Annotated in this window: 24 protein-coding genes; 5 read left to right on the top strand and 19 right to left on the bottom strand. The window is 53.6% G+C overall.

Going from position 1 to position 21,618, the window contains the following annotated elements; all coding sequences use genetic code 11:
• The first annotated feature begins 12 nt into the window (after positions 1 to 12).
• The 3 genes from FRD01_RS01810 to FRD01_RS01800 all read left to right on the top strand — a co-directional run bounded on the left by FRD01_RS01810 (position 13) and on the right by FRD01_RS01800 (position 3,979).
• On the top strand, positions 13 to 1,785 hold the full coding sequence (locus FRD01_RS01810) for a sigma 54-interacting transcriptional regulator (RefSeq protein ID WP_146957089.1): 1,773 nt from the start codon (positions 13 to 15) through the stop codon (positions 1,783 to 1,785).
• 173 nt (positions 1,786 to 1,958) lie between these two features.
• A complete protein-coding gene (locus tag FRD01_RS01805; protein ID WP_146957087.1) occupies positions 1,959 to 2,414 on the top strand; it encodes a hypothetical protein in 456 nt (151 codons plus the stop codon).
• On the top strand, positions 2,411 to 3,979 hold the full coding sequence (locus tag FRD01_RS01800) for a carboxypeptidase-like regulatory domain-containing protein (RefSeq protein ID WP_146957085.1): 1,569 nt from the start codon (positions 2,411 to 2,413) through the stop codon (positions 3,977 to 3,979). The genes FRD01_RS01805 and FRD01_RS01800 overlap by 4 nt, the downstream gene beginning before the upstream one ends.
• Here FRD01_RS01800 and FRD01_RS01795 read toward each other — a convergent pair.
• Positions 3,966 to 4,331 carry a hypothetical protein gene (locus tag FRD01_RS01795; RefSeq protein WP_146957083.1) on the bottom strand — a complete coding sequence of 122 codons (366 nt, stop codon included), beginning with the start codon at positions 4,329 to 4,331 and terminating at the stop codon, positions 3,966 to 3,968. The two genes, FRD01_RS01800 and FRD01_RS01795, sit on opposite strands and share 14 nt — an antisense overlap.
• Positions 4,332 to 4,492: 161 nt before the next feature.
• Positions 4,493 to 4,681 carry a TIGR04563 family protein gene (locus FRD01_RS01790; protein WP_146957082.1) on the bottom strand — a complete coding sequence of 63 codons (189 nt, stop codon included), beginning with the start codon at positions 4,679 to 4,681 and terminating at the stop codon, positions 4,493 to 4,495.
• A gap of 134 nt (positions 4,682 to 4,815) precedes the next feature.
• Between FRD01_RS01790 and FRD01_RS01785 the strand changes: the two genes are divergently transcribed.
• Positions 4,816 to 5,685, top strand: a complete 870-nt coding sequence (locus FRD01_RS01785; RefSeq protein WP_146957080.1) for a TIGR02757 family protein — start codon at positions 4,816 to 4,818, stop codon at positions 5,683 to 5,685.
• Here the strand turns inward: FRD01_RS01785 and FRD01_RS01780 are convergent.
• From FRD01_RS01780 to FRD01_RS01770, 3 genes are read right to left on the bottom strand one after another with little or no spacing between them, the layout of a single operon-like run.
• On the bottom strand, positions 5,670 to 5,936 hold the full coding sequence (locus tag FRD01_RS01780) for a hypothetical protein (RefSeq protein WP_146957079.1): 267 nt from the start codon (positions 5,934 to 5,936) through the stop codon (positions 5,670 to 5,672). The genes FRD01_RS01785 and FRD01_RS01780 overlap by 16 nt on opposite strands.
• On the bottom strand, positions 5,936 to 6,484 hold the full coding sequence (locus FRD01_RS01775) for a CPBP family intramembrane glutamic endopeptidase (protein WP_146957077.1): 549 nt from the start codon (positions 6,482 to 6,484) through the stop codon (positions 5,936 to 5,938). Before FRD01_RS01775 ends, FRD01_RS01780 begins: the two co-directional genes overlap by 1 nt.
• A complete protein-coding gene (locus FRD01_RS01770; RefSeq protein WP_146957075.1) occupies positions 6,481 to 6,930 on the bottom strand; it encodes a hypothetical protein in 450 nt (149 codons plus the stop codon). Before FRD01_RS01770 ends, FRD01_RS01775 begins: the two co-directional genes overlap by 4 nt.
• 76 nt (positions 6,931 to 7,006) lie before the next feature.
• Here FRD01_RS01770 and FRD01_RS01765 point away from each other — a divergent pair, with 76 nt between their 5' ends.
• Positions 7,007 to 8,155, top strand: coding sequence for a serine/threonine protein kinase (locus FRD01_RS01765; protein ID WP_146957073.1), 1,149 nt, complete (start codon positions 7,007 to 7,009; stop codon positions 8,153 to 8,155).
• 3 nt (positions 8,156 to 8,158) lie between these two features.
• Here FRD01_RS01765 and FRD01_RS01760 read toward each other — a convergent pair whose 3' ends face one another.
• From FRD01_RS01760 to FRD01_RS01700, 14 genes are all read right to left on the bottom strand, one after another.
• The gene (locus FRD01_RS01760) at positions 8,159 to 9,652 is read right to left on the bottom strand and encodes a sigma 54-interacting transcriptional regulator (protein WP_146957071.1); all 1,494 of its coding nucleotides are present in this window, start codon (positions 9,650 to 9,652) and stop codon (positions 8,159 to 8,161) included.
• The gene (gene tsaE / locus FRD01_RS01755) at positions 9,649 to 10,122 is read right to left on the bottom strand and encodes a tRNA (adenosine(37)-N6)-threonylcarbamoyltransferase complex ATPase subunit type 1 TsaE (protein WP_146957069.1); all 474 of its coding nucleotides are present in this window, start codon (positions 10,120 to 10,122) and stop codon (positions 9,649 to 9,651) included. Before tsaE ends, FRD01_RS01760 begins: the two co-directional genes overlap by 4 nt.
• A complete protein-coding gene (locus tag FRD01_RS01750) occupies positions 10,123 to 10,395 on the bottom strand; it encodes a hypothetical protein (protein WP_146957067.1) in 273 nt (90 codons plus the stop codon).
• A gap of 7 nt (positions 10,396 to 10,402) precedes the next feature.
• Positions 10,403 to 12,355 carry a protein kinase domain-containing protein gene (locus tag FRD01_RS01745; RefSeq protein WP_146957065.1) on the bottom strand — a complete coding sequence of 651 codons (1,953 nt, stop codon included), beginning with the start codon at positions 12,353 to 12,355 and terminating at the stop codon, positions 10,403 to 10,405.
• Between the two features lie 10 nt (positions 12,356 to 12,365).
• Complete coding sequence (locus tag FRD01_RS01740) at positions 12,366 to 12,782, bottom strand: hypothetical protein (RefSeq protein WP_146957064.1); 417 nt, start codon at positions 12,780 to 12,782, stop codon at positions 12,366 to 12,368.
• A 40-nt stretch (positions 12,783 to 12,822) separates the two neighbouring features.
• Complete coding sequence (locus tag FRD01_RS01735) at positions 12,823 to 14,691, bottom strand: DUF4388 domain-containing protein (protein WP_146957062.1); 1,869 nt, start codon at positions 14,689 to 14,691, stop codon at positions 12,823 to 12,825.
• Between the two features lie 60 nt (positions 14,692 to 14,751).
• Positions 14,752 to 16,467 carry a HEAT repeat domain-containing protein gene (locus FRD01_RS01730; RefSeq protein ID WP_146957060.1) on the bottom strand — a complete coding sequence of 572 codons (1,716 nt, stop codon included), beginning with the start codon at positions 16,465 to 16,467 and terminating at the stop codon, positions 14,752 to 14,754.
• Between the two features lie 17 nt (positions 16,468 to 16,484).
• Complete coding sequence (gene hpt / locus FRD01_RS01725) at positions 16,485 to 17,021, bottom strand: hypoxanthine phosphoribosyltransferase (protein WP_146957058.1); 537 nt, start codon at positions 17,019 to 17,021, stop codon at positions 16,485 to 16,487.
• Between the two features lie 8 nt (positions 17,022 to 17,029).
• Positions 17,030 to 17,593: a thymidine kinase gene (locus FRD01_RS01720; protein ID WP_146957056.1), complete on the bottom strand. Its 564-nt coding sequence runs from the start codon at positions 17,591 to 17,593 to the stop codon at positions 17,030 to 17,032.
• A 76-nt stretch (positions 17,594 to 17,669) separates the two neighbouring features.
• Positions 17,670 to 18,284, bottom strand: coding sequence for a hypothetical protein (locus tag FRD01_RS01715; RefSeq protein WP_146957055.1), 615 nt, complete (start codon positions 18,282 to 18,284; stop codon positions 17,670 to 17,672).
• Positions 18,284 to 18,430, bottom strand: coding sequence for a hypothetical protein (locus tag FRD01_RS24100; protein ID WP_249755925.1), 147 nt, complete (start codon positions 18,428 to 18,430; stop codon positions 18,284 to 18,286). Before FRD01_RS24100 ends, FRD01_RS01715 begins: the two co-directional genes overlap by 1 nt.
• Positions 18,431 to 18,432: 2 nt before the next feature.
• Positions 18,433 to 19,212: a diaminopimelate epimerase gene (dapF, locus tag FRD01_RS01710; RefSeq protein ID WP_146957053.1), complete on the bottom strand. Its 780-nt coding sequence runs from the start codon at positions 19,210 to 19,212 to the stop codon at positions 18,433 to 18,435.
• A gap of 2 nt (positions 19,213 to 19,214) precedes the next feature.
• A complete protein-coding gene (locus FRD01_RS01705) occupies positions 19,215 to 19,607 on the bottom strand; it encodes a PilZ domain-containing protein (protein WP_249755924.1) in 393 nt (130 codons plus the stop codon).
• Positions 19,608 to 19,938: 331 nt separating this feature from the next.
• Positions 19,939 to 21,618, bottom strand: coding sequence for an AMP-dependent synthetase/ligase (locus FRD01_RS01700; protein WP_146957049.1), 1,680 nt, complete (start codon positions 21,616 to 21,618; stop codon positions 19,939 to 19,941).

Below are 21,618 nucleotides of genomic sequence, written 5' to 3'. Positions count from 1 at the left end.
TATTGATTGTCCATGCCATATCTCGAATACGCCGGAAACAAATTCTTCATCACTAAACGCCTCACATCGATAGGGGCGTCACGAGATGCGGATGTTTGTCTCAAGGGCAGCGACTCTGCCGATACACATGCGCTCTTAAGCTTTGACGGCAAAGAGTTCATCCTCCAAACCACGGATCGAAAGCTCGACTTTTCGCTAAACGGAAAGTCCAAACGAAAGGCCACGCTCGCTCATGACGATCAGATCGAGATCGGTGGCGATTCTTTGCGTTTCATCATACTGGCGAAGCCTCAGCCCAGCGCGCCGAGCGTCAACCCAGACGAGATGGTGCTCAAGGGCTTTCAAACCCTGCATAGGCTCTCAGAGAAGCTTCTTTCGAACTACGATCTACCCGAACTCCTCGACACTTTGATGGACTCGGTGGTGGAGCTCACGCATGCGCAAAAGGGCTTTTTGATTCTGGTGGATGGGGAAGACTTCAATATCGCTGTGGCACGAAATGTGGACCGGCAGACTATTCTCGACGCCGAAAATCAGCTTTCGGACTCGATCGTCGAAAAAGCGATTGCCTCCAAGAAGCCGATTATCGTCAGCGATGCTATCAACGACGAAGAGTTCAACTCGTCGCTAAGCGTTATCAACCTCAATCTCTCAAGTGTTTTGTGCGTGCCGCTGATGGATAAGGGCACGTTGATCGGCGTGATCTACGTGGGGAATGACAGCATCGCTCAGCTCTTCACTCAGCGAGACCTGGACATGCTCGTGGCCTTTGCTGGTCAGGCAAGTCTGATTGTGGCCAACGCCATGTTGGTCAACAATCTACGGTTGAATAACCGGTCTCTTTCTCAACAACTTCATGAGAAAAGATTCGGAAGTATCATCGGTGCCTGTGACGCTATGAAATCGGTTTTCCGAACCGTGGAGAAAGTTGCTCCCACGAGCGTGAACGTCTTGGTTCTGGGAGAAACCGGTACCGGCAAAGAATTGATCGCTCACGAAATCCATCAACGCAGCGGTCGGTCGGCTGGGCCTTTCGTAACCATCAACTGCGGAGCCATTCCGGAGTCTCTCTTGGAGAGCGAGCTTTTTGGACACGTCAAAGGCGCATTTACAGGTGCACACGCTACCCGTGAAGGAAAGTTTCAGTCGGCTCATAAAGGGACAATTTTCCTCGACGAAATCGGGGAAATGCCCCTCAATCTTCAGGTAAAACTTCTGCGGGTTCTTCAAGAACGTACCATCACGAAGGTAGGCTCAAGCCAATCCGAAGTCGTGGACATCCGCGTCATCGCAGCCACAAACCGAGACCTTGAAGAAGCGGTTGAGAAGAACGAGTTCCGCGAGGATCTCTTTTATCGGCTCAACGTGGTGATGCTTCGTCTTCCACCGCTCCGAGAGCGAGCTGGAGACGTAGTTCTAATCGCGAGATATCTCGTCCAAGAGATTTGCCGTGAAATGAATGTCGGGGTTAAGGATTTCGCTCCGGACGCAATACTCGCTATGCAGAAGTACCCCTGGCCGGGAAATATCCGACAGCTTGAGAACCGGCTGAAGAAGGCCGTTGTCCTGTCTGACCGTTCGATGTTGAGCGCAGAAGATCTCGACCTTCCCCCGGAAATGCTCACGGATGTGGTTCCTCTCTCGGACGCAAAGGAAGCTTTTGCTCTTCGGTATATTCTGGAGGTACTTGAGCGCAACAACGGGAATCGAACTCAGACGGCGAGAGACCTCGACGTCGATCCAAGGACGATTTTTCGCTATTTGGAAAAAGACACCGAGAATTGATCGGAAAAATTTGTCAGTGTTTGCGCTCTAAAGATGATCCCGAAGTTGACCAACCACCTATGAAACCTGCCTTTGACAAGCGTGAGTCACGACTGGCACGTACAATGCACCTTGGGAGTGTGCATTCGGCAGCGATAGTAGTTTCGTGTGCCGTCTTCTTAAGTGGTTGTCTTATGAGTCCACCGATTGAGCCCGTTCCACCGGAGATCAACCAACCGCCGTATATCGATCCCGACCGTATCTTACCTGGCGAAGAAATCATCACAGTGACCTCCGGTGAGGAGATCACTCTTGAGGCGAGTCAGCTTTTCGACCCCAATGCGGAACCGTTTTTGTTCTACGCGTGGATTGCGGAAGGTGGATGGCTCGCTCAGAACGCTCGTACGTCGCTTTCCGCGGATCAGGGAGACCTGCATCGCGATTTGTACTACCGATTCGATGGCATCTCGCTTCAGTTCAACCCTTGCAACCCGAACGTGCGCGACAAATCCAGCGAAACGATTTTTCTCTACGTCTCAGATCGCTCCTTTGTGGAGGTCACAAACACGACCGTCACACTCGAAGAAGGGGCCTATCTTGAAGTTTGGGCGTGGGTCTTTCAGATACAACCAGGAGCGTGTACGCAATGATTCGTCTTGCTAAATTGCTCCTCTTATTTGGGCTCTCTGGATTTGCGGTCTCGTGTACCGCCACGGGCGTCGATTCCGTCGGCGCCTCCTGCGCCTCTGACTCCGATTGCGAGTCCGACCTCGTGTGTCGCCAAGCCTTTTGCGCGCTGGCCGAGACCAAGACCTTCGACCTAGGGTTTCGCTTGATTCCATCAAACGACTCACCTCTTCAACCCCAAACCTTGCCGACAAGCCCTGTTACTAATGATGAGCCAGTTTCCATTGCGTTGACTCCAAGTGTGAGAGCATCGGGACGCGTGCTCTTCGTTAATGACCAAAACCAAGTGCGTTCTGACGGTCCCCTTGGGATCCTCTCGTTCAGAAAAACCTCTGGAATCTCTACACCTTCAAAACAGGTCCGGCTCGACTCCGATAGTCGTTATGATGTGTTGCTACTACCCGGCACCTATCAAGTTAACTTCGTGCCGGACGACCCGCAGACTCCACCTAGAACTTGGAGAGATCTCGAACTCTCACTGGACACAGATCCTCAACTAACTGTTCCAGCCAGGCAGATTACCGTTTCCGGAACCATTTTGGATGCTGGGCTTCCATTGAGGTCCGCGGGACTTGCGACCGCTTCGGTCGTGGCCGTGGCGGAGGACGGAACTGCGTCCACCAGCGACAGCACGGACGATTCCGGTAACTTTCAGATCCAGATTACTCCCGCAGAAAAAACCTATGGGTTGCGCGTCAGTACCACTGAGAACGTCGGGACAACGATCGATATCGAACGGGCACTCGAATGCGATATCTCACGGTGCAGAAATCTCCTTGGGGCGGACGACCAATTCCTAGTTCAGTTGGAATCTCTTCTCGGTGAGAGAATCGCCACCCAGATCGAGTTAGTGGGCGACCTCGAAGATTTACGAGGGGCAACACTTGAACTCCAGGCCGACTTCTCATGGGGAAGCATCAACCAACGCGTTCAAGTGACCAACTCGGCGAGGCTGGAGTTTCTGCTTCCTCTCGGCAGTTGGCAGGCAACCCTGAGACCCACACAGGATTCGGGGCTATCGGCTCTTGAATCTCTTATCGACGTCTCCCCAGATAGTGCAATTCATGACCTGGAGCCGAATCCCCGGATAGGGGCCCAGCTTCGGCTTGTCTCGTCTGAGATGCCACTTGCCGGTGCGCGAGTCGAAGTCAGGAAGACTCAAAACGAGGCAGAATCCATCGTGCTTACGACCGATGATAATGGGGAGCTTGAGTTATTGCTTGATGAGGCGTCCAACTATCGAATTCTCGTGACTCCAGGCACCTCCGACCTCCCCCGTTCTCTCCTTGTCGCGTCCAGCGCAGAGCTCGAGGCTGCTACGGAGATCGAAGTACCTCTAGGGGCTGCTATATGGGGTTACGTGCTTGAGGCGCCCTCGTCCGATAATGATTGGGTGGGTTCAGCAGACGTCACGGTTCAAGCCACTCAGGAGCTCTCTGGAGAACAGCTCACCGTCGGAGAGGCAAACACGCGAGCCGATGGCTACTTCCGCATGCTCGTTCCTGCGGCGCCTATCACTCTTCGCTGACGTCGCCCCTGAGATTTCGGCGGGTGATATTGAGCATGTCCCACGTTTCTGGATGAGACGTTCTACATTTTACGGTCCACTCTCGGCGTTTCTCTTCCCACTTCGCCTCGAGCTTCTGAAGCTTTCCAGCTTCGCGGATCAGGGACTCGGCCTGCGTGAGACAACTTTCCCCTTCGCTCAGAGATAGAACTTTGTCGCCGGTGATAGGGTCCCAAACATCGCCCGTTTTAATCCCGTTGTACGCGCCGATAAACATCGGAACGACGAGGAAAAGCATGAGCCCGAGAAGTATGAAAATTCCTACTTTTCGGATACGAGCATAAGGATTTGGAGGACCAGCGTTCATGGCCATGGCCTACATTCTCTTTGATTGCCGTGCAACGACAAAAGACCGACACCTGTGAGACAGAGCGGTCTTTGTCGGTTTTTTGCTGCACGAGGGACTTGTGCGTCGGTTGGACGACTCAGCAAAAATTCTAAACTTGTTTGGGAGCTATTAGTTAAACGATAACTTTAATTTCGAGGTTCAAGGCTTAGGTGAAGGTCTTCAACGCCGGGAACGTCTTTCATCCGTTCACGCGCCATTTTCCACGCTTGTTCGAGAACCCAACTAATTGAACGGTCTTGGCGCTCAGCCTCAATGCGAGCGTCTTCAAGAAGATCTTCGGAAAAATAGAGAGTAAGTTTCTTTTTTGCTGCCATCGTGTTTCCTTCCGTGGAGATTGATGTGAGCTGTAGTTCTTTGTCCTACATGTAGGTATAAGATAGCCAGCCCCAATCGGCGGTCAAAAAATAAGGCGCTATTTTCTACAAATTACTTTAAGGCCAGTCGTTAAGTGAATGAAAATACGACACAAAGCAGTGTCTCGGGAATTCGCAAAATTCAAGAGATTCTGGAAATCATAGAGATCAACACTGATCTCGAATCGAATCTGAACAACGATCCGGTTGGGCTTGTATGGGAACTTCCTGAGTCTGAGAGGGAGCTCGGTGGATTGATTGCCAGTGGTCTTGCCTACGGGCGAGTAGATGTGTTGCGAAAAGCCATCGAAGACGTCTTTGAGCGCCTTGAATGGCGGCCTCTTGCGCTTGCAAGTGCGGAACCTGACGAGATTGCGAAAAGACTCCAGGGATTTGTGTACCGGATGACCAAAGGCGACGATTTGGCGGACCTGATCGTTGGAGCTTCTCGGGTGATCGCAGAGACGGGGTCGCTGGAAGACGCATACCTAGAGGGTGAGGGGCTGACCCATCTGGAGCGCGCTTCAGCCTTCGTCAACCGCGTAAGAAGTGCGAGGATCCGTGAGAATTTAGGTCGAGGATTTGCCTATCTTATGCCGGACCCGGCGTTAGGAAGTACCACGAAGCGGCTTCATCTCTATCTTCGTTGGATGGTCCGCCCTGCCCCGCCCGTAGACTTTGGACTTTGGACACGAGTTTCTCCCGCTTCGCTGATCATCCCCGTGGACACCCATATCGCTCAATTCGCTCGCCATCTTGGTTTGACGAATCGCAAGAGCAATGACCTTAAAACCGCGCTCGAAATCACAGAGTCTCTGAGCAAAATGGACCCAGTTGACCCATTGCGCTTCGACTTTCCCCTCTGTCATCTGGCCATTTCTTCGAAGTGCATTCACCGTTTTGACCCACCGCGCTGCGAGGTCTGTCCGGCAAAGAGCGTGTGCTCGGTTTACTCGACCGTTTGATACGGGTTGTACGTGACCGACTCAAATCGCAGGATATCAACACCGACGATGACTTCCGACGTAAAGAGAGTCAGAAGCACCACCACCAGGTAAGAAAGTGCAAAGATAGCACCGATTTCCTTCCACGTTCGGCCCTTTGAAATCACTGCCACAAAAGTCAGGGTAAGGAAGAACGCAATCGCCATGGTCCAAAAGAGCAGAAAAGGCTGAACCGTGGTGATGATTGCTAGAGGTTGAGTCCATCGTTCCATTAGGGCGCGTCCTGGCGAAAAATCAGGGTGAGATTGATGAAATTGACCAGGAAATGGGCCAGAATCACAGCGACTAAATTCTCAGTCCACAGCCACATCCCACCGAGTACAAAACCCATGACGAGGGCCATGATGGTCCAGGGAAGGAACCGTTTTGCATCCGGTCCGATATGAATCAAACCGAAAATTGTTGAGGCAACAAGCAGTGCCGGGAGAGCACCGAGCCACTCATTGAGACCGTTTTGCAGGAACCCCCGGAAAAACGCCTCCTCTCCAAGCGAGCTTAAACCCGCGAGTATCAGCGCCTTCTGAGCATTGCCAGGCCCCAGAATCTCTCGGAAACCTTGGGTGAGCTCTCGTGCCCATGAAAACACATGGTCGAGAACTCGGCTCAACCCCACGGTACCTAGCCCAACCGCGAGCCCTAACCCCAAGTCACGTCCCCAATTTACACGGGTGAATCCGAAAAGATCGAGTTCGAAAAACCACGCTCCTAGCGCGGCCACCAAGAACATCACCCCGTAAAAATAGAACGCAACCTTCGTCATTCTTCTTCTTCAGGCAGGCCATCAAGACCTACACCAGCATCGCGAAGCCACTGGTCTGCGAGTTTCTCAAGCTCAGGTTTACGATGAATTCCCTGAAACTTTAGTGAGTATCCCAGATACTCATACACTCTCCAATCCTCGTGAGTCACGAGCACGCGATCGGATTCGAAGAATTCTTCAAGTTGCAGGTCCAAGAAGTCTAGAACCACGCTCCAGGCTTCAGCTTCATCGACTTCGGCCTTGTGCTCGACTTCGAATTCGAGCGCTCCCGCAATCTCAAACCGAAAGCTTTCGTCGGTCGCAGCCAATACAACTCTGACCAACGCGTACTCTTCGGTGATATCCAAAACGGCGGCCATAGCCTCTCCGGGCCGTAAATAGGCGCCATACTTCGCGATTAAGGCTTCATTGATCTTTCTGCCATTTTCTTTGGTGCTATCTGACATACATCACCTTTGTTCAACTTGTGACAATTGCGCCACACCCGTATAATCGGCGCACTCTACAACGAGGCAGAGCAAATTGAGCGGTTCAGTACCACAGAGTCTTGGGGCCTACCAACTCAAGGGAAAGTTGGCTGTCGGCGGACAATCGGAAGTTTGGCTTGCGGTGCGCCGCGGTCCAGGAGGGTTTCGCCGCCGATGTGCACTCAAGCTCGTACTACCTCCAACTTCCCTTGACGACGTTGCGCGTAAGAACTTCTTCGCGGAAGCTCGACTTATGGCGCAGTTTGACCACCCAAATTTGGTCGCTGTCACGGATTTAGGAGAAGACCAAGATCACGAGATTCTCTATTCGGTCATGCCCTACGTCTCAGGACGGTCCCTCGCTTCGGTGCTACGTGAGGTGGACGGCGCTTTTGATGTCCCTGGCCTACTCTGGCTCGGCTCGCGAGTGCTTTTCGCGCTCAACTACGCGCATCATATGAGAGACGAAAAAGGCCGTCTTCTCAACGTCATCCATCGAGATATTTCTCCGGAAAATATACTCATCTCGTTTGATGGGCAGGTTCGACTGGTCGACTTTGGGATTGCACTCTCAAGCATCAATCCCAGAAGCACTCGAATGCACGTGGTGAAAGGCAAGCTCGAGTACCTTTCGCCAGAACAAGCGAGCGCCTCGCCTCATATTGATGTGACCACGGATATCTACTCAGCAGGTCTTGTGTTCTACTCGGTACTCACCGGAATCAACCCGCTGGCCGGTGACCCAGATACGGCACTACAAAGGGCGCGAAGGCCAAGGATCCAACGGCTTGGGGAACTGGTCGATGTGCCGCCGGAGCTCGACCAACTTGTCCATCAAATGCTCGACGTCAACCCAGGGGCTCGGCCCAAAGATGCGGGTTCGTTGGCTCAAGTGTTCATCGAACTTTTAAGGCGCATTGCCCCGGGCTACGAGGAGCCCCATTTCGCCGCACGTTGCTCAGAGATTCTTCAGAGTTACTGGGAGGGTGAGCGTGAGTTCTTGATGGACCATCTCGCCGAGGGCACGCAGGTCATCGACACCCGAGCCTATACGGATCGCGATACGACTCCGGTTGCAGAGCCAATGCCCAAGCCGTTGAGACGCAAAACGATTCCCGCCAACGTCGAGCCTATCGCTCCTCAAAAGAAAGATGATGGTCTGGCGGATATCTTTCGAGAACTCGAAGAAATTTACGAAGACTAGATTTCAGTCGTCGGCCATCAGGCCGTGTTTCTTCAGCAACCGGTAGAGATGGCGCCGGTCGATCTGGGCATCTCTGGCTGTCGCCGAGACATTCTGCTTGTTTCGTTCAAGAAGGTTTTCCAGATAAATACGCTCAAACTTATCTACCAAAGTGTCTTTGGCGTCCCTGAACGCGATGGGTTCACCTTCTGAATCCTCGATCTCGGTCCCGACCGTCACCAGCCGTCCATTGGCACTCAGACCAAGGGTTTGCTGGGGCTCCGCCGGTAGCGCCACTGATTCGGTTCTGGGTTGTTGCGACGGAAACCCTGCAAAGTTGAGTTCCTTGCGGAGGTATTCGGCGGTAATGGCACCGCCTCTACACATCGCTACAGCCTTTTCGATGACGTTTCTAAGCTGACGGATGTTTCCGGGCCACGCGTACGCCTGGAGCGTTCTCAGTGCGTCCTCAGTCATCAACGGGCGCGCATTTTCCTCCCCAGCGAGGATATTGAGGAAGTGATCCGCCAAAAGCGGGATGTCCTCTGGACGGTCTCTCAGCGGAGGAAGGTTAAAACGGACTTTTGCCAGTCGGTAGTAAAGATCTTGGCGAAACTTTCGCTCTTTGACCAAGTCTTCCAGATCTCGGTTGGTTGCCGCGACCACCCTGACGTCCACGGTAAAACTGGATTCCCCACCAACACGGCGCACATCACCGGTTTCGAGGACCCTTAGGAACTTGGCCTGGAACTCGATATCCATCTCGCCGAGCTCGTCGAAGAAGATGGTTCCTCCATCAGCCCTCTCAAAAACACCCCGATGACGTTGAGAAGCGCCAGAAAACGCCCCCTTTTCGTGCCCGAACAACTCGCTTTCAAGAAGCGTGGGCGGAAAAGCCGAACAGTCGAAGACTACAAACGGTTTGGAGGCTCGCGAACTATGCTCGTGAATTGCAGCCGCAATCAGTTCTTTTCCTGAACCTGTCTCGCCTTCAATAACGACGCTCAAATCCGAAGGAGCCACCCGATCAAGGATACTAAAGATTTCTCGCAGAGCCTGACTCTGCCCGATGATGCTGCCGTATCGCGTGCGGTCCGTGACAGGAACGGCAATCTGCTCTGTGGTGACACTAAAGGCCACGAGAGAACGACCAACCTGAAACCCATCGCCCGGAGCCAGCTCAACGGACTTGATCCGTTCTCCGTCAAAAAATGTGCCGTTGGTGCTATCGAGGTCGATGAGCTCGAAGTGGTCACCTTTGCGCCGGATCTCCGCGTGCATGCGCGAAACAGTTGGGTCCGTCATCACGAGATCGCAAAGCGGGTCAGCCCCGAGACGAATCACTGGCTTTTCGAAAGTCTCGGTCTTTCCTTTGTCTGAGCCAGTTTGGACCTCAAGTTGGACCTTGTGGAGGGGAAAGCCCTCAGAAAGAGGGTGCCCCTCAACCTCGACCGTCGGTCGCTGAAACTCCACGGTCTTTCTCGGGCCCCCAATCTTTGGCATCGATTCCTTGGTCATTCCTTAACCTGCCACAACTCATGCAAACGCTTCGACCAATCTCCGGCTCCGTATCCCGAAATGATGCGGGAGTCCGATGCGTACTCCAATTTCAAAATGAGCCCGTCACCATTCCATGCTTCCTCGATTTTATCAATCCATTCCACGACGGTGATGGCGTCCTCTTCAAGATCCCAATAACCGATGGACTCAAGGTCCTCGGCGTTCTCTAGGCGGTATAGGTCCAGATGGTTGACTTTTGGGTTGGTTTGATACTGGTTGATGAGCGTATACGTAGGGCTCTGAACATCTTGGAGTCCAAAGGATTGCAGCACCCCACGCACCAGAGTGGTCTTGCCAGCTCCGAGTTGCCCGACGAGACCGATCCAGTCACCAGCCTTCAAAACGCTGCCCACGCGGGCGCCGAAATCTTCGGTGGCCTTCTCCCCCGCTAATGACGTTTGGCCCAGGAGGTTCAAGCTCTCCAACATTCAGTGGAAACCTGGACGTTTGTCGGTTCGAGAGGTGCTCGGTTCGGCACGGATACCAAAGATTTTGTCGTCGGCGCAATAGAACGTCCCGTCCTCGGAGTTCAAAACGATGTAGCCGTCCTTAAAACCCACCTCGGTAACCTTCGCCACTGTGAGCACGTTTTCCGACCCAGAAAGCAAGACATTCGCCTTGTCCGCAAGCGTGTAGATGTCCTCTTTTCGCTCGGCCTGCAGTTCGTGAGTGAGAATATGTCTAAGCAAATCAGGAGTCATGTGACGCTCATTGAACGAGTAGTGGGAATTCGACACCGCGATTCAAACCGCCGTGCTCAGGGAACGTCATACTTCGGAATCTAGACGTCAAGCAATCCGCGACCGGACGATCTCTGAATGCTGCTTCTTTAATCTTTACGCCACCGGTGGTTCCCGTAGGACGAATGAAGAACTGGACGGTCACGCCTTTGAAACGCGGATCCGACTGGATCTCCTTGATCACGCAGGAGCGCAATGCACCGAAGTTGGCCAAGATCACGTCATTGACGTCTTGATCCGTCAGGATGTGGTCGCTCCCACCATCGGCCGCCAAATCAAGCGTCTGCGCTTCGGTACCATCCTCAGCACGGGTCGGACGTTTGGCGCCGGTGCGTGCCGGGCGCTTACGCTTGGTAGCGCGCCCCTTTAGAGCCTTTTGAATCTCTTCCTCGCTCGCTTGCGGGTTGAAAAGGCTATTGAGCAGATTGGTATCCACGGCGAGGGTTTGGAAGTCCTTAGGTGGAGGCATGAATTTATAGTCGAGTTGGGCGAAAGCGCGATCCATTGGAAGCGGCACCGGGTCGGGTTGCAATGCATAGAGCACAGCCATGGTTCCGAGCGTTGCCAGGCCGGCAATGATCGACACGACAAGGCCAAACACACCGCCTTTCTTGACCTTTCTTTCGAATTCAGCCCGCTGCTGAGCCTCGATTCTACGTCGTTCTTCGCGAACTGGAATGTAGCGCTGCACCTCAGCTTTGAATCGCTCCATTTCGCCGAGCGCAATGCGCTTCTGGGTCACGCGATCGAGTACCAGGGAGAATTCGTCGATCTCGTCTTTGTGCAGTTGCTCCAAGACCATCTCAGGTGAGAAAGGACCGTAGTCCAATCCGCCCTTCTGGACCAAATAGCGTTCGTTGGCGGCGTCCGATGGTTCAGCGCCGAGACCGGCCAGCTCAGGAATATCAAAAATATCGGATTCGGAAGTCGCGTCTTGCACCGCGGGTTCAACCGGAAGGCCGCCGGTTAGAGGGGGCCCCGTCAGTTGAATTCCTTCCGCTTCGCAAATTTGCTTCAAAGCGTCACGGTAAGCGCCCGCGCTCCGGGGACGACCGGCGAGGTCCTCACCGAGAGCCTTCATCACCAATTGTGTGAGCTTCGGTGGGTATGTCGAAAGCACCGAAACGACTTGAACTTTGGCTTCGTCGCGGTCTGCAGGCAAGCCCTTTGGAGAGAGCATCTCTGCGGTGAGCATGCCAAGGCTGTAGAGGTCGGCCGAGTCGTTCGCCACTTCCGGGTTCTCGGCAACTTCGGGGGCCACGTAGATTGAGTCCACATATGGCCCTTCGCCTTGCTCAAAGAGCATGTCTGCAGCTAATTTACCGAAGGCAAGGTTGCCGACTCGAATCACGCCGCGCCGGTCGAGGTACACGTTATAAGGGGTCAAAACGTAGTGAGCCGTGCGCTTCTCGTGCACGGCATCTAGCGCGTTCGCGATATGCGCGATGACCGTAAAGGTGTCGCGCAAGCTGATGACACCGCCCTCTTCCCTTCTCTTCGAGATCAATGAGGAGAGTGTGGCGCCCTTGACGAACTCCATTGCGACGAAAGCCTCGCCGCTCGGAGTCCTACCCATTCCGAGAATAGCCGTGAGATTCTTATGAGAGATCGAAGACGCGAGCCGAACCTCTTCGTACATCTCATCAAACTTTGGCTTTGCCGGCGGTGGCATGGCCAAAACCTTGATCACGACCTCTTCAGAGTTGCTCTTATCTAAGCACAGATACGAGATACCGCCGCCAGACGCCCCAAGATATCGCTGGACCTCGAATCGACCGCCGACCACATCCCCGGTCGCAAGTGCTGTACTTGAATGTTGGGTCGGGAGTTCTCGAGCGCCAAACACGCCGGGTGCGGTGCGTTGCAAGGCACGTCCGGGAGATTGTTTAACGCCAGACGGAATTTCTTCTGAATCGCTCATGGGCTCTAACCTAGAGGGGGAGATCTACAAACCAGCGGCCATCCTGCCACACCATCACGACTTCGCCATTGCGCCCGTCATGGTACTCCAACTTCATCACGATGCTCTGGCCCGCTTTAGGCTCAGCGTCGATGGGGTCGTGTTCAATTTTGCGAACATCATAAGGCGTATCAGCACCCGCAACCACAAGGGCTTCGTGCTCTTGAAGGGCTTCCTCTTCAGGCAAATCTAGGCCTTCAAGCGCCTTGGCGAGCACCGCGCGGTCCTCCGGAAGTATCCGTTGATACGCGAGGTCAACGTCACCTCGGAACATGTCCATGAGGTAGGCCTCGAATGCGCCCTTGGGACCCGGGTCTGACCAAGGATCCTCTGAGGCACATCCGACCAAAGCGCCCGACAAAATCAATGAAATTAAGAGTTGTTTCACAGTGGAAGAGTAACGTTCATTACAAGTAAGCGTCAAGCGCTCACTCCCCTTCACCCTTCACAATGTCTGTCTGAGCATCCTCGAGATCTTCAAACGACTCGTCCACGACTTCTGGGCCGATGGCAAACGACTCCTTTAGGTGTGTTGTTTGGTCATCACGTTTCTCCGACTTTCTCTCATGTCGCGAGATAGAGTCCGAAACCCGGCTAACGACTGTGGAGTCAGCGACTTCCAGATCAGGTGTTTGAATGAATGGATTGGAACGCTTTAGGAGTTCCATCGACTTCAAACGATGAACGATCTTATCCACTTCAACCAACGAGAGTTGTTCTAGAACGTTTCCGACGGTCTCGCCGTCCCTGAAGTACTTCAAAACCGCGATCTCTTCTTCGGTCAGCATTGACGGGTGAATCGTAGACGTTCTCGCCGCGTCGAGCACAAGTCTGGTGCGCGCTGTTGCTTGTGAGTCACCGGTATCGAGGCTGCTTTCGCGCAAGATCTCGAGCAAGAGCGCGTCGACCGAAAGCCTCAGCCCACGCGGAGGCCACGGCAGTCCGTCGTTCGGTTGCACGGGAAGAAACGCGAATTCGCCACGTCGCACGCCGCAAAGATACGCGAACGTAGCTTTGACTCGATTGGTCCTCGCGTCGCGCAAGGTCATCTCGTCAACGAGGCCATCCCTTCGAAGTTTAAGCTCTACGGGTTCAAGGAACGCGCCCGTGGCGTAAGCTTGTGAGAGTTCGGAATGCACAGGCTCATCGAGTTTACCCATGCCCCTCAAGGTGTCCAAAAGGAGCAAATCCATAGACCCCGAGAGTGTTTCCACGTCGGCCAACTCTCCACCTTCAAGATAGAGTACGTACGTGCCGTCGTTCACCGAGAGTTCGAGTCGCCCCCTCATGCGCCTGTCTCGAATGGTGCGCAAAAGGTCGATGACACCCAAGACCTGCAGGTCGCCCGCGAAGCCCGTGATTCCAGGAATGCGTCGTAGTTCGCTTGCGGCTCCACGCGTCCCCTGTTGGATCATGGCCATCAACACGCGCTCGATATGATCCGCGCGGTCCTCAACTCGAGCAGATCCGGCAATTCGATTCCACGACTCAGCCAACATCTTGGCAACTGATTTGACCTGTTGACCAACCTCAGTTGCAGCCCCAGAGATCACGTCATCAGGTGGCGGTGGGACAATGCTCGGCGCCGTCTGAGTTCCGGTCTCGAGTGTGTCGTTTCCGAGCGCCATCGGGGAATCCGGCATGGTCTGATTGAACGTTGGATTGCGCACGCTCAGTTTCAACGGCACGTCTTCGACGATGCTCAACTCTTGGGAGTCTACAGCGCGTTTCTTCACCGCCCCCATGAGCTTCCCACCAGCCACCAGGCTTGAAAGTTCTTCGACCGCAATGATGGAGCTGCCGTGTTCGTCCAGACTCAACACGTCATCTTCTGCATCATCCACAATGTCCATGGGAGGAGGATCGGCGAGTGCACCGCTGTTAAGCCCAAGCTGGGCTTCAAGTTCGATGGCCTCTTCGTATTGCATCTCTCTCGTGATCGGGTCGTCGTCAGCAACCAATTTCCCAGGTAGATCGGCAGGGCCCACAAGTTTCGCGCACATCGAGATGATGGTGTTTTGAGCGTACGGCCGGTCGATCCACGTTTCTTCCAGGTAGTCCTCGCGATCTCCGCGAACCCCACAGAACAAAATTGGCTTCTCAGCTTCGGCATACTTTTCGCGAAGCTCCGTCGGAAGCTCCTTGCCTGAACTTACATCGATAATAAGCAGGTCGGCCGTTGAGGAATTCGTCTCGGAACGCACGTCAAAGCCGGCGCGCTTGAGGGCGGCGCTGGTAAGACGACGAACAGTCTCGTTCCCCTGAAACAACTCGATGGTGCCTCTAGCTACACTCATAAACTTCTCCGTTGCGGCTAGTTTACGGTAGCGAGAGCAAGAGTCAAAACGAATAGAAGACTATTTGTGGCCGTTGGCCAACAACCAACCACGAAGCAGCTGGAGTCTCAGGCTATCGAGGCGCTTTTCAACAGCGTTTGCGCCCTCATGTGCCTTGATAAGCTCATCGAGCTTGCCAACCAATTCCTTGCCGGGATTTCGGTAACCAGCGAACGTCAGAATCTCGCGTGTGTTGAGATGCGTTGTACCAAGGGCCGTCACCAGCTCGGCTCTCGCTGCATCACCGCTAAGCCGGCTCAACTCCCAAGCTGCTTTGGCCCGGATGATCTCGTTTTCATCATTGACCTTGGATCCATAGCATTTTGCCTGCGCTGCCTCATCTCCTTTTGCGGAGCACTCGGCGTGCACATCAAATGCCACAAGATAGCTGCCCATCTTTGCACCAAGCTCTGGGTACTTTCCTTTGGTGGTCTCCACCAGTTTCTCGAATGCTGGCTTTTCCGCAGATGTCGCAAGGTACGCGTATTCTGCAGCCACCATCCAATTGAACTGATATCGCTCAATCTCTTTAACCGGGTTGCCACCCTTCTCCAACATGGCTGCACGTCGCTCAAAGTCCAGAACCACGCCTTTCTCGGCCATCTCCAAGAGAGGAGCCAATGCCTTCCGGTCCCCAATGCGATTAAGAGCTGAAGCAGCATCCTGACGAAGTTGGAGTTCGATAAGACCATCGGTGATATCGTCCCAGTTCTCCGCAATCTTGTTGGTCACAACATCACTAAGAACTTCAACGGCCGCCGGATCTCCAATATCTCCAAGGGCGTACATGATTTCGCTGGTGGTCTGCCCCTCCTTTAGGCGCCAGTTGACCGCCTGTTGACCAGCCAATGTCTTAGGTGCTTCTTTGACACCTTTGAGGTCCGCAATCATGGGCTCAGCCGCTTCCTTTGCGTGCAGACTTGCGAGACGCTTTGAAGCGATAAGCTTCGGATGATTCTGAGGGAATGGCGAATCCGTGGAGTCGTACTTCATCATCAGCGCTTGAACATCCTCCCTCTCCAATCTGAAGATCTTCAAGAGCTCTGGCGTCGCCTTTGACCCCATTTTCTGCACGGCGAGTCCGCACTCACGGTCCACCGTCTGCCCGGCTCTGTTGCCGTAGAACATCGCAAGCGTGACCTGTTTAACCACCTCATCGGTGATCGCGTCAGGATGCGCGAGCGCGATCTCTCCGATAACGTCGCATGAGTACGAGTGGAGCGCGATGGGATTATTATCCACATCCAGCTTCAATAGCTCTGTGAGGGGGGCCACAAGTTGTGGAGACGGCATGAACGCAAAGGCCTGAACAATGCCGAGCTTGGTGTCATTCTTGTCCGTAGACGCCAAGACTTCTAGCATCGGCGCAATGGTTTCCTCGAGCTTGAGTTCACCTAGCGCTGTAGCTGCTGCTGCCGCGTAACCGGCAGAGTTCGACTTGAGCTCGGCCAGATAGGCATCTTTGGCGCGCGCATCGCGGAACTGTACAAGGTACTGCATCGCGTCTTTTTGGCTTCCACCACCTTGCATATATACGGCGGCAAGCGCAGGAGTCATCTCCTTCTGCTTGTCTTCGGGCATCTGTGAAATGCGCTCCATGGCAAGGGCCTGTTGAGCCGAGTCGCCTTCAGTCAATTGTTTCGAGACGTATGCTGGGTCCTCCCAGTTCGGAGCCTCACATCCACTAAAGGCAATAGCTGCCAGGCAAATCGAAGCACCAATAATTTTGCGTTTCATTCTTTCTCCTTGAAGGTTTAGCCCCGTTTGCGAACCACACCAATGAACGGGAGATTTCTAAATTTCTCTGCGTAATCCAATCCGTAGCCGATCACGAACTCGTTGGGAATTTCGAATCCGATATAATCCATCTGTACTTCCACAGTTCGATTGTCAGGCTTGTGCAAAAGTGTACACACTTTGACGCACTTTGGACCGCGCGTGCTCAAGTTCTCAACCAGGTATTTCATGGTTAAGCCGGTGTCGATGATATCCTCTACAATGAGGACGTTTCGACCCTTGATGGGTTTTGAGAGGTCTTGTGTGAGCCGAACAACACCGCTTGATTCAGTGCTGTCGCCGTAGCTCGAGAGTCCGAGAAAGTCGACTGTGAGGTCGAGCTCAATCTCGCGAACCAGGTCGGCAAAGAAAAGAAAGCTTCCCTTCAATACGCAGATGACGTGAAGGTCGTTATCCGCTTTGAACTCTTCGGTAATCAGCGCAGCAAGTTCCTTGGTGCGTGTGTTGATTTCTTCTGTTGAAAGAAGAACGTCCAAATCGTCTCGCTCGATCATTGCAGCTCCTAGTCTTGGCCTACTTTAAAACATCGACGGCAAATGGCTTCGTATTGATCCGTGCTACCCACAAGGACTTGCTGCGGGTCCGTAGAAAGTCTGTAACTGTGGTGGGCAGGATTTCCGCATCGCACACAGATCGCGAGTAGTTTGCTGACATACTCGGCCTGACAGATCAACCTCGGAAGAGGACCAAAGGGTTCTCCCAAGTAGTCGAGATCGAGACCTGCAACGATGACCCTGCAACCCTTGTTGGCGAGTTCGTCGCAGAAATCCACGACACCTTGGTCGAAGAATTGAATTTCGTCGATTCCAACAACTTCGACATGAGGATCGAGCTTTTGCCGCATCTCTTTGAGATCGGAAACGGGAATCCCCTCTACTCTCTCTTGATTGTGGCTCACGATCGCGTTCGCGTCGTAGCGATCATCGATCTTGGGCTTGAAGACTTGAACCCGTTGTTTTGCAAAGCTTGCGCGGCGGATTCGTCGAATCAATTCTTCGGTCTTGCCCGAAAACATGGGGCCACAGATGACTTCGACCCAACCAATATCTTTAGGAGGAATGAACATATGCACTCAGGGGATTCGCCAGCGTCCTGACTTGTAACGAGCGAGAACCCAGCGCGCAAGTGTGCACTTGAATCGATCAGGTTTTTTCGAAATGCGTGGCGAAGAAGCCGCCGAGCTCAATCGCAAAACCTAGAGAACCACCGATCTTCAGCGTCTTTGCGGCGCTGCGTGGTGAAACCTGTCCCCGGGCCACGTCGAAAAGTAACGCTACTGGAATGGTAGCTGAGAACTTGTCGAAAAACGAATCTTCATAATTGTTCAAAATGATTCGAATATCGATGGGATGCGGATAGGTGTCGTCCACAAAGCTCAGGTCGATGCTGCCGTCGAAAGACTCGAAAACATCATGTAGAGCGCGCGTCCATTTGCGCCCTTTGGCTCGCTCCTTCTGCCCTTCGAGAAGATCCGCCAACTCCAAGAGGTGTGCGCGAAAGATAGGCCAATTGGCGGCCTTTCCCTCAATGGTCACCAGCGGAAAGTCCACGGCCTCGCCACGCTCAAACGAATACCGTTTGGAGTCGAACTCGATAGTCCAAACCTCTTTGGTGTCCAGCATTTTGAAGCAGATGATCAGCCCAACTTCGCAGAACGTTTTGAAGTCTGCGCGTCTCGCCTCGTGTGCCTTCGGCCCAACGACCTCAATTGCATCTTTAAGGCTGGCCCCTTCAAAAACTTTGCTGAAACTCTCCATTAACGAATCCGCTTCAGATTCATCGTCAAGACCACGAGCACACAAGGTACCGCAGCTACGGCCAAGTTCCCGGCCATGATGACATCTCCACTACACCCGCTAACGAGGCCGCCAAACACTACCATCCATGGATACAACCGTGTCATTTCTACTCCTCTACTTCCTCGTTGAAAGACGCCGAAAGCGCCCCCGTGTACACTATCTGTGTGGGACCTGTCATCAGGACTTGCCCTTCTGAGTGTTCAATTTGAAGAATTCCACCGGGAAGTTGAACTTCGAGCGGCGTCGATTCCCCTCGCAGATGCCACGCAGCGGCCGCACTCGCGCAAGCACCCGTGCCACAGGCGAGCGTAAGCCCAACCCCGCGTTCCCAAACCCTCACTACAAGTCGTTCCGGAGACTCGCTATCTACGAACTCGAGATTCACTCCGTTGGGAAAGTCCTTGTGACCGTCATTGACTGCTTTTCCCAATTCAACAAGATCGCCATCGGGAGAAAAGACCACGAAATGGGGGTTCCCCATGTCCACAAAGATCCCCTTCAAACTCACTTCGCCCACGTGTGTTCTTAGTTCGCGAATTTTCGCCTCTCCCATCTCGATTCGCACCTGACCATCTGGATTAACGGTGCAGAGCTTTGCTCCAGCATCCGTCTGAATCACAAACGTCCCCGGTAAGCCGTGATGATGGTTGAGCCACCGCGCCACACACCGAAGGCCATTTCCGCACATCTCTGGCGTGGATCCATCGGCATTAACCACTTCCATTCGCGGGGTTTCGACCGAGTAGAATAGAACACCATCGGCACCCACACCGAAATGCGGCTCACACACCCTTTTCACCCACTCCAAACTGAAGTCGCTTCGCTTGCCTTGGACCAGCACAAAATCATTCCCGAGCCCGTGCATCTTCACAAACTCAAGGGACATGATTACGCCTCGAGAATCCGGCAGAGTTCGCTCCAAGAGGCGTCCTCAATCGCTTCGAACTCGTAAGCCATACCCGATGGCATGGATTCTGGAGGGCTTACGCGAGTGTCGACTTCGCCGCTATCCACTCGGATAACCTTGGCCTCGACGCGAATCCACGCCCCACTATCAGGCGCCTCAAAAATCAAAATGTGGCGGTCGCCAACTTCGAATAGAAAGTCGGACTCAACGAACATGCCGGTTGGGCTCAAGTTCACAGAATCCAATGGAATCTCCCAGCCCTCTTCGTCCTGAACTACGACCGACGTCTTAAGGTCGTGTCGATTGAATCGACGAAACCCACCAAACATTGGCTTCGCTTTCGGACTTCTTCGGATCAACGTGTCTACATTCATCTGGTGCTCCTGCACATGTTGGAGGCCATCCTTGGCCATTCGTGAATGCGGGCATCTCAGGCGGCACATCCTTGTGCCAGTAGTCATCCGTGACAGGTCCTGCGATGCAAATTCCTTACTGCGCCCTCGTGCAGTTAGGTCAGGTGAGTGCCTTGCAGCGCTCCACCTACATCCACCGTACAACCACCGTGGACCGCGTCAAAAAAACTTTTGCAAATTTTTTGCGAATTGTTCGTTCAGCGGGCATCAGCCTCACCCGACCCATTTCATTTCCGCCCACAACCGACGAGTTACGATCAAATCCCCCAAACCGGAGGATCTGATTTGAGAGTCATCTTTCGCGACGATAAAGTGAATCTATCTGAGGTCGATGAAGTTCGACGACACGGTCTCTTTTGAGCTTTAGCGTAGGCGTATAATCAAGAGCCAAATCGAGGGCCGTGATGAACACAAAACGTTTGACACGCTCGTGTGGTGGAAGGCCTTCATTCACGCTCTGCACGTCATTTTCCACGACCGACAACACGTCTCGCGTCGGCAAAGCGCCACTTCGTTCTTCCTCTGTGATTTTGCGGTTCAACACGGACTCGAGATGCTCCCAATCTGGCACGAGCAAAGCTCCGATAAAGGGCAATCCGTCACCCACCAAAATGGCCTCGGCGATGCTTGCTCTCGTCTTCAGTTCTGCTTCAATCCAAGACGGCGCGATATTTTTCCCGCCCGAAGTGACCAAAATATCCTTTTTTCGCCCGGTGATGAAAAGGAACCCGTCTCGGTCATAGAAGCCCAAATCCCCTGTTCGCAACCAGCCCTGCTCATCGACGACTGAAATCTCCTCAGCCGCTCCCCAATAGCCATGCATGCAGGAAGGACCACGGACCAGGATTTCTCCGTCTTCTTCGATGGCCACTTGAGTTCCTGGAATTGGCCGCCCTACACTTCCGATTCTACGTTCATCTGGAACATTGACCGTCGCCACGCCACTTGCTTCGGTTAGTCCATAACCCTCAAGAAGTGGGATGCCCAACGTCTCAAAATACTCAGACGTATCCGGAGACAGACGTGCGCCACCGGAGATCATGAACCGAAGTCGACCACCAAATCTCGCGCGAATGGGATTCATCGAACTCGAAGTCACAAAGGCCGGCAAGGCCCCCATCACTTTGCCTCTCAACGGACTCTTCTCGAGCTCCGTGCTGATGCGACGTCGCAATATCTCAAAGATATGTGGCACCCCTGCGAAAAAAGTCGGCCGGGCCTCCACACACGTTTGAATCAGTTTCTGGGGATCGCCCTCCACAACGGTACGCATTCCGAGCCCGATACTGCACAGATAGAGCACCCTCGCGAAGATGTGAGCCAGCGGCAGGAAGAGCAGCTGAACGTCGTTCGACCGCGCAATCCCTAGCTTTGAGATAGCCTCAACCTCATGAGCGAAATTGCCGTGGGTGAGCGGTACTCCGAGAGGGCGTCGACTTGTCCCACTCGTATAAACAATGCTCGCCAAATCCGAGGCACTGAGCCTTCTGCGCCTTGAAGAGACCATTTCGGGTTCGTCTGAAAGAACCGCCTGTCCTCGCATCTCGGCCGCTGAAAGCGTGGTTGATGTTGCATCTAGCTCGAATCCAATTCTCGGAATCGATGCATCGAGGTCTTTAAGCTTTTCAGCCTGTGCCCGGTCTTCAAGAATCAGAAATGAGACCCCAGAATCCTGGGCAATCTCAATACATGCGTCGCTCAAAAGGCTTGGGAAAACCGGCACGCTTGCCCCGCCGGCCATCATGATTCCAATGTCGGCGATCAACCATTCTACACGGGTTCGAGAGAGAATGAGTACGCGATCACCTGGCTTGAGGCCTTCCTGAATCAGATACGCGGCAAGCCGCTCAGAGCGCTCCCACCAAGTAGCCCAAGAAATCGACTCCCACGTCCTCTCGCCCTTATAGGACAGGGCGACGGCGTTGGGTGAGTCGTTCACCCTTTCTTCAAGAAGGGAAACGATAGTTTTCAT

The sequence above is a fragment of the Microvenator marinus genome (assembly GCF_007993755.1).
In the GTDB taxonomy this organism is placed as follows: domain Bacteria; phylum Myxococcota_A; class Bradymonadia; order Bradymonadales; family Bradymonadaceae; genus Allomicrovenator; species Allomicrovenator marinus.
The sequence above is the reverse complement of the archived record's forward strand: the minus strand, read 5'-3'. Positions and strand labels throughout refer to the sequence as shown.

Coding starts and splice junctions, on each gene's coding strand:
- FRD01_RS01810 (WP_146957089.1), top strand. CDS start 13: ATGCCATATCTCGAATACGCCGGAAACAAATTCTTCATCACTAAACGC.
- FRD01_RS01805 (WP_146957087.1), top strand. CDS start 1,959: ATGAGTCCACCGATTGAGCCCGTTCCACCGGAGATCAACCAACCGCCG.
- FRD01_RS01800 (WP_146957085.1), top strand. CDS start 2,411: ATGATTCGTCTTGCTAAATTGCTCCTCTTATTTGGGCTCTCTGGATTT.
- FRD01_RS01795 (WP_146957083.1), bottom strand. CDS start 4,331: ATGGCCATGAACGCTGGTCCTCCAAATCCTTATGCTCGTATCCGAAAA.
- FRD01_RS01790 (WP_146957082.1), bottom strand. CDS start 4,681: ATGGCAGCAAAAAAGAAACTTACTCTCTATTTTTCCGAAGATCTTCTT.
- FRD01_RS01780 (WP_146957079.1), bottom strand. CDS start 5,936: ATGGAACGATGGACTCAACCTCTAGCAATCATCACCACGGTTCAGCCT.
- FRD01_RS01775 (WP_146957077.1), bottom strand. CDS start 6,484: ATGACGAAGGTTGCGTTCTATTTTTACGGGGTGATGTTCTTGGTGGCC.
- FRD01_RS01770 (WP_146957075.1), bottom strand. CDS start 6,930: ATGTCAGATAGCACCAAAGAAAATGGCAGAAAGATCAATGAAGCCTTA.
- FRD01_RS01760 (WP_146957071.1), bottom strand. CDS start 9,652: ATGACCAAGGAATCGATGCCAAAGATTGGGGGCCCGAGAAAGACCGTG.
- tsaE (WP_146957069.1), bottom strand. CDS start 10,122: ATGTTGGAGAGCTTGAACCTCCTGGGCCAAACGTCATTAGCGGGGGAG.
- FRD01_RS01750 (WP_146957067.1), bottom strand. CDS start 10,395: ATGACTCCTGATTTGCTTAGACATATTCTCACTCACGAACTGCAGGCC.
- FRD01_RS01745 (WP_146957065.1), bottom strand. CDS start 12,355: ATGAGCGATTCAGAAGAAATTCCGTCTGGCGTTAAACAATCTCCCGGA.
- FRD01_RS01735 (WP_146957062.1), bottom strand. CDS start 14,691: ATGAGTGTAGCTAGAGGCACCATCGAGTTGTTTCAGGGGAACGAGACT.
- FRD01_RS01730 (WP_146957060.1), bottom strand. CDS start 16,467: ATGAAACGCAAAATTATTGGTGCTTCGATTTGCCTGGCAGCTATTGCC.
- hpt (WP_146957058.1), bottom strand. CDS start 17,021: ATGATCGAGCGAGACGATTTGGACGTTCTTCTTTCAACAGAAGAAATC.
- FRD01_RS01720 (WP_146957056.1), bottom strand. CDS start 17,593: ATGTTCATTCCTCCTAAAGATATTGGTTGGGTCGAAGTCATCTGTGGC.
- FRD01_RS01715 (WP_146957055.1), bottom strand. CDS start 18,284: ATGGAGAGTTTCAGCAAAGTTTTTGAAGGGGCCAGCCTTAAAGATGCA.
- FRD01_RS24100 (WP_249755925.1), bottom strand. CDS start 18,430: ATGACACGGTTGTATCCATGGATGGTAGTGTTTGGCGGCCTCGTTAGC.
- dapF (WP_146957053.1), bottom strand. CDS start 19,212: ATGTCCCTTGAGTTTGTGAAGATGCACGGGCTCGGGAATGATTTTGTG.
- FRD01_RS01705 (WP_249755924.1), bottom strand. CDS start 19,607: ATGAATGTAGACACGTTGATCCGAAGAAGTCCGAAAGCGAAGCCAATG.
- FRD01_RS01700 (WP_146957049.1), bottom strand. CDS start 21,618: ATGAAAACTATCGTTTCCCTTCTTGAAGAAAGGGTGAACGACTCACCC.